The 4,156-nt window shown below is 36.5% G+C and carries 8 protein-coding genes; 2 read left to right on the forward strand and 6 right to left on the reverse strand.

Annotated features, from left to right (window positions below):
* Positions 1-15: 15 nt before the first annotated feature.
* The 5 genes from VB691_RS24195 to VB691_RS24215 form a co-directional block, all read right to left on the reverse strand.
* A complete protein-coding gene (locus VB691_RS24195) occupies positions 16-267 on the reverse strand; it encodes a hypothetical protein (RefSeq protein ID WP_323294085.1) in 252 nt (83 codons plus the stop codon).
* 22 nt (positions 268-289) lie between these two features.
* Positions 290-481, reverse strand: a complete 192-nt coding sequence (locus VB691_RS24200; RefSeq protein WP_323294086.1) for a hypothetical protein — start codon at positions 479-481, stop codon at positions 290-292.
* A gap of 76 nt (positions 482-557) precedes the next feature.
* Positions 558-692: a hypothetical protein gene (locus tag VB691_RS24205; RefSeq protein WP_323294092.1), complete on the reverse strand. Its 135-nt coding sequence runs from the start codon at positions 690-692 to the stop codon at positions 558-560.
* A gap of 396 nt (positions 693-1,088) precedes the next feature.
* A complete protein-coding gene (locus VB691_RS24210; RefSeq protein WP_323294087.1) occupies positions 1,089-1,574 on the reverse strand; it encodes a hypothetical protein in 486 nt (161 codons plus the stop codon).
* Between the two features lie 187 nt (positions 1,575-1,761).
* The gene (locus VB691_RS24215; protein WP_323294088.1) at positions 1,762-2,004 is read right to left on the reverse strand and encodes an HU family DNA-binding protein; all 243 of its coding nucleotides are present in this window, start codon (positions 2,002-2,004) and stop codon (positions 1,762-1,764) included.
* A 310-nt stretch (positions 2,005-2,314) separates the two neighbouring features.
* Between VB691_RS24215 and VB691_RS24220 the strand changes: the two genes are divergently transcribed.
* Positions 2,315-2,584, forward strand: coding sequence for a hypothetical protein (locus tag VB691_RS24220; protein WP_323294089.1), 270 nt, complete (start codon positions 2,315-2,317; stop codon positions 2,582-2,584).
* 136 nt (positions 2,585-2,720) lie between these two features.
* The gene (locus VB691_RS24225) at positions 2,721-2,918 is read left to right on the forward strand and encodes a hypothetical protein (protein WP_323294090.1); all 198 of its coding nucleotides are present in this window, start codon (positions 2,721-2,723) and stop codon (positions 2,916-2,918) included.
* Between the two features lie 317 nt (positions 2,919-3,235).
* Here VB691_RS24225 and VB691_RS24230 read toward each other — a convergent pair.
* A partial coding sequence (locus VB691_RS24230; RefSeq protein WP_323294091.1) for a hypothetical protein occupies positions 3,236-4,156 on the reverse strand: 921 nt, incomplete at its 5' end.

A 4,156-nucleotide genomic window follows, 5' to 3' on the forward strand; every position in this document is an offset into this window, starting at 1 on the left:
TGTTTACTGTAATTGTCAGAGATTGATGATTTGTTTGGCAGTCACCTGATTTTTAAGATTCGTCTGCTCATCAGGAATAAAAACATTAATTGTCATGTCTTCTTCGCTAACGTACTGAATTTTCCCGTAAGTCGGGTTTGTTTTTATGCTTGATGGAAGAACCACAACATCGTCTTTACAAGGTAATTCAGCAAAATATATATTACCTTCATCTTCAGAGTAAGAATCGTCATAAACACAGGTGGCAAAGAAACCGTAAGCAATCATAAATCAATTCTAGAGAGAAATTTCACAATGATTTTTCCGAAGGAAAAGCCAGACAAAAATCTTTAAGATTAACATTCCATAGCCCTTGTTTTCCCGTAATGGGAGTAGGAATAAGCGGTTTAATTTCCTCTAATTTCCAGGCATAACGTCCAGTTTCCCAGTGACCACAAGCGAGTTCTGATTCTGACTGTTTCTCAATAAAATCATCGGTCATGCTGATACAATCAGTCAAATCACAAACAGCTATGGCTATGCCAAAAGATAAATTGTTCCACGAATATTTATCTAGGTTAATATTGAAAATATTCGCGCTTCCTATGGTAGCTTAACTCTAAAGCTTTTGTCTTTTTCTTCGCAGCACAAATCACCAGTTTGCCTCGATAATTAGTTGACCAACTTCTAGTCTCAAAACACTTGTGTCCCATGACGATCAACGATGCCCAAGGCTGATGCAAAGAAATCGCTTTGGCCGGTGCATCTGGCAAACCTTGGGGCTGTGGGGGCCACTCAAATAGAGAAAGCTGTCCAGGATCTACAGTGATTATCTTGCCTATCGTGCGCTCTTTATGCCCCTTGGTGATAGTTAATCCCTGAATCGCTGGTAAATTGGCCTTAACTTCAGAAAGAAAAACCTTGTAGGGGTGATAATGCCTTGGCCCAAAGGAATACGCGGCTGAGATCGTGCGTCTCAGTTCTTTTAGCTGGTTAGGAAAAACAGGAGTATTAAGGTTGTTTTTCTCATAAAATTCCTCAATAACCTCCTGAATGACTTAATTTTTCCGAAATCTAAAGGTATTTCAGCCCTAGCACGGGGGATTGGCTTATCTTCCTGCTGCCACATTTTGAACATATTTCATCTTGGCGATTAAAAATTGCCTAAACTTATCTTCAATTTTTTGTCTAGTAGGAATTAAATTAAATTCCAAACATAGTGAAATCCAAACCCGTGAGTTAGTGGTATTAGAGATTCTTTGATCTCTGATTAGGTGATGAAATTTATGTATATTCATCACAAGAATTGTCCCAGGAATTTGTGGCTCAAGTTGATTTTTGGGGAGATGATAGGGTTTAGCAATTAATCCATCATTACGAAGAACTAAAAAAGTCGAATAGGGAAGATTAAATTTCCCATCTTTATGTTTCTTTATACCTGAACAGCCAAGATACAGGTAATCGTACATCGCGGTTTCTTCTACTTTTCCGAAAGTCATTTCACGGGCAAAGGGATAAAAATCTAAATCGAAACCAGCACTTTTTAAGAATTCAGGAGAAAATGCTGTCCACTGAAAAAACTGTTTGTTTTGCATTTCTTATTTTGTTTATTTCACAAAATAAACCCGTAGGGTAAACTGTTAACAATTTTGACGGTTTGTGAAGTGACAGGGATCAATTTGCCGTGAACCACTCAAAACAAACTAGCTGAATATTTTGCGCTTGAACAAACTCTAAGGGGTTTAGACATCTCCTTGATAAGTCGATGACCAACCAAACAATTTACGCAACCGTGTTCGTGGGATTAAACTTAAACTTTGTACTGTGAGGGTAAAATTTTATATAAAAAGTGCCAAAGTTCCGAAGGTTGACACTTCGACTCCGCTCAGTGTAAACGCTTTCTCCCGCTTTGAGTAATTGATGAATTTCTTCTAAGGCATCCTCTAAAATTGTATTGATTACCTCACTATCTTGACCATTTCGTTGAGCAATGCGACGAATTAATTCTTGTTTATTAATTGACATTCTATTGATAACTGAAGCGTAAAAATTAACCCCCAAGTCTCAATATCTTTGGGGGATTTTATTATAAACCAGCCTTTATATGGGTGGCTGGTAGTTTTGAATCTTATTCCCAATCATAAAGTTTTATGTACACTTCTCATAAATCCTTAAGGTTTTCTTTAGGTTGTTGAGGTAATAGAGTTTCTGTGATGCCGATGGAATAGGTCAGGTACGGATTACCCTCATTGTTAACCTTTGTAACTTTTCTTATAATCAAGTTAACACAACGTTACAGTTCATCTGTCTTTTTTGAAATTACCCATTATAAACTATGTTTCCCAACCTTTTTGAAGCGACTAAAGAATATTGGCAACAGCTAGATCTGATTGAATCTCGTTATCAACAAGGTAAAATATCCATATATGAAGTTGATAAAGAGGTTGAAATGTTAATGAAACAACTGGGACAGAAACGGCGAGAAAGTCTGCGTTTTTTCTTAGCTAGTTGGTCAAATTGGATTTCTACTCACACAGAACTTCTGATAGGCTTAGTTTTCGTCCTTATCGTTGCTTATAGTTGGATGCTTACTATGGTCAATTAGAAAATTTTCCACTTATTTCTACTTCATCCCTGGAAAGGGAACGGTTTAAACCCTGAATATACCTGTATTTTGGGACTGACATCACCCCTGGCAACCTAATATAGTAAAGGTAACAAGAGGAAACGAGGTCAAACAAATGTCTACCACCACCACCAACAACACCGTCATCGTCCGTAACTACATTATTATCGCTGCTACTATCATGTTCGCTTCAATGGGCTTAACCGATACATTTTTTGCTCCTACCCGTGCTGGACAACAAAACCGCCTTGATAACTATGGACAAGTGGTAAGTGCTGGAATGGTTGCCTACTCTCAAAAGCTTGGTCGTTAATTAAAAATTTTACCATTTTCTCTTGTTCTTTCCCTGTCAGAAGACGGGGATTTTTTGTGACAATTATTAAAGTGTCTGTTATATATTGAATCTCAATAGTGATGACTTTATGCTTATTGTAAATGAATACCAATTCGGTATTATGTGGTGTGTGTGAGTAAGTGGAAAAGCACTTGGGGTCGAAACACGGCAAGACTCCCAGGTGCTTTTCTCGTAAGTTTTATTCGGAACAGAAAATAGTCATATCTAAAAAAAATATTTTCATCGTTTTAAAATGGGTCAATGCCAAATTTTGATAGCAATTAACGGTGGGAGTATCAATTTTTTTCTAGTGAAGACAAGACTTTAATCTGACTGGCATTTTCTAACAGAATTTGCGGATTAGCTTGTTGAGGGGAAATAATATTAATTTTTCCTTGTACCTCAATGGTTACGTTGGGATTAATTAAGAAGTTCCGAGCAGGTTTGACAGTGTTTAAGTTATTGTTCCAAATTGTAGCTAATTTCAACCTGATTTTTTCAAATTCTTGAATGTCTTCAAAATTAACTAAGGTGAAATAGCGAGGAATTCCTTGGGTGATAACTTCTATTCCATAAACATCAAACTTCAGTTGGGGACTTTGGGGAAACTTCACTAACTTTCCCGTTAATGTTTCTTCTTTTCCTTGTCTAGTGACTAATTGCTCGACAATTTTAAGAGGATTTTTAACAGCTAAATTTAGGTTTAAATGGGTTGGTTTTTCAGGTAATGGTTGTATTTGATAACTAATATCAATTAAATCCCCTCGATATAAATCCTTGGTTAATTCTGGGGTTTCGACAAAAATGGGTATCACCCTATCTTTGTATTCTACTACTAATATTTCCCCTTGATTGTTAATAGCATGAACTTTGACGACTACTTGGGTTTTGTCTTTTAATTCTTCTGGAATTGTTGCCTCATATTTATATTTCTCATAACCCTCTAAACCTGACCAGGATTCCCTAATCGTAGCAGATTCCACTAATATATGGGGTTGAGGACTGGGATTATCTATTAATTTTCCTTTTAAACAAACTTGATCATGCCGTTTCACTTTCCCTAATGTTTCTTGAGTCTTTTTATTCGCTGAAATCAAAGAGAAGTGACGAAACTCAAAAAAATTATCGGGTTCACGGACGGATAAAACATATAATTGCTCCTCAGTAACTGCGCCATGAATTTCTCCTAATAAACCTGTATTTTCTAATTCAACTGA

The sequence above is a fragment of the Crocosphaera sp. XPORK-15E genome (assembly GCF_034931425.1).
GTDB lineage: Bacteria > Cyanobacteriota > Cyanobacteriia > Cyanobacteriales > Microcystaceae > UHCC-0190.

Coding starts and splice junctions, on each gene's coding strand:
- VB691_RS24195 (WP_323294085.1), bottom strand. CDS start 267: ATGATTGCTTACGGTTTCTTTGCCACCTGTGTTTATGACGATTCTTAC.
- VB691_RS24200 (WP_323294086.1), bottom strand. CDS start 481: ATGACCGATGATTTTATTGAGAAACAGTCAGAATCAGAACTCGCTTGT.
- VB691_RS24205 (WP_323294092.1), bottom strand. CDS start 692: ATGGGACACAAGTGTTTTGAGACTAGAAGTTGGTCAACTAATTATCGA.
- VB691_RS24210 (WP_323294087.1), bottom strand. CDS start 1,574: ATGCAAAACAAACAGTTTTTTCAGTGGACAGCATTTTCTCCTGAATTC.
- VB691_RS24215 (WP_323294088.1), bottom strand. CDS start 2,004: ATGTCAATTAATAAACAAGAATTAATTCGTCGCATTGCTCAACGAAAT.
- VB691_RS24220 (WP_323294089.1), top strand. CDS start 2,315: ATGTTTCCCAACCTTTTTGAAGCGACTAAAGAATATTGGCAACAGCTA.
- VB691_RS24225 (WP_323294090.1), top strand. CDS start 2,721: ATGTCTACCACCACCACCAACAACACCGTCATCGTCCGTAACTACATT.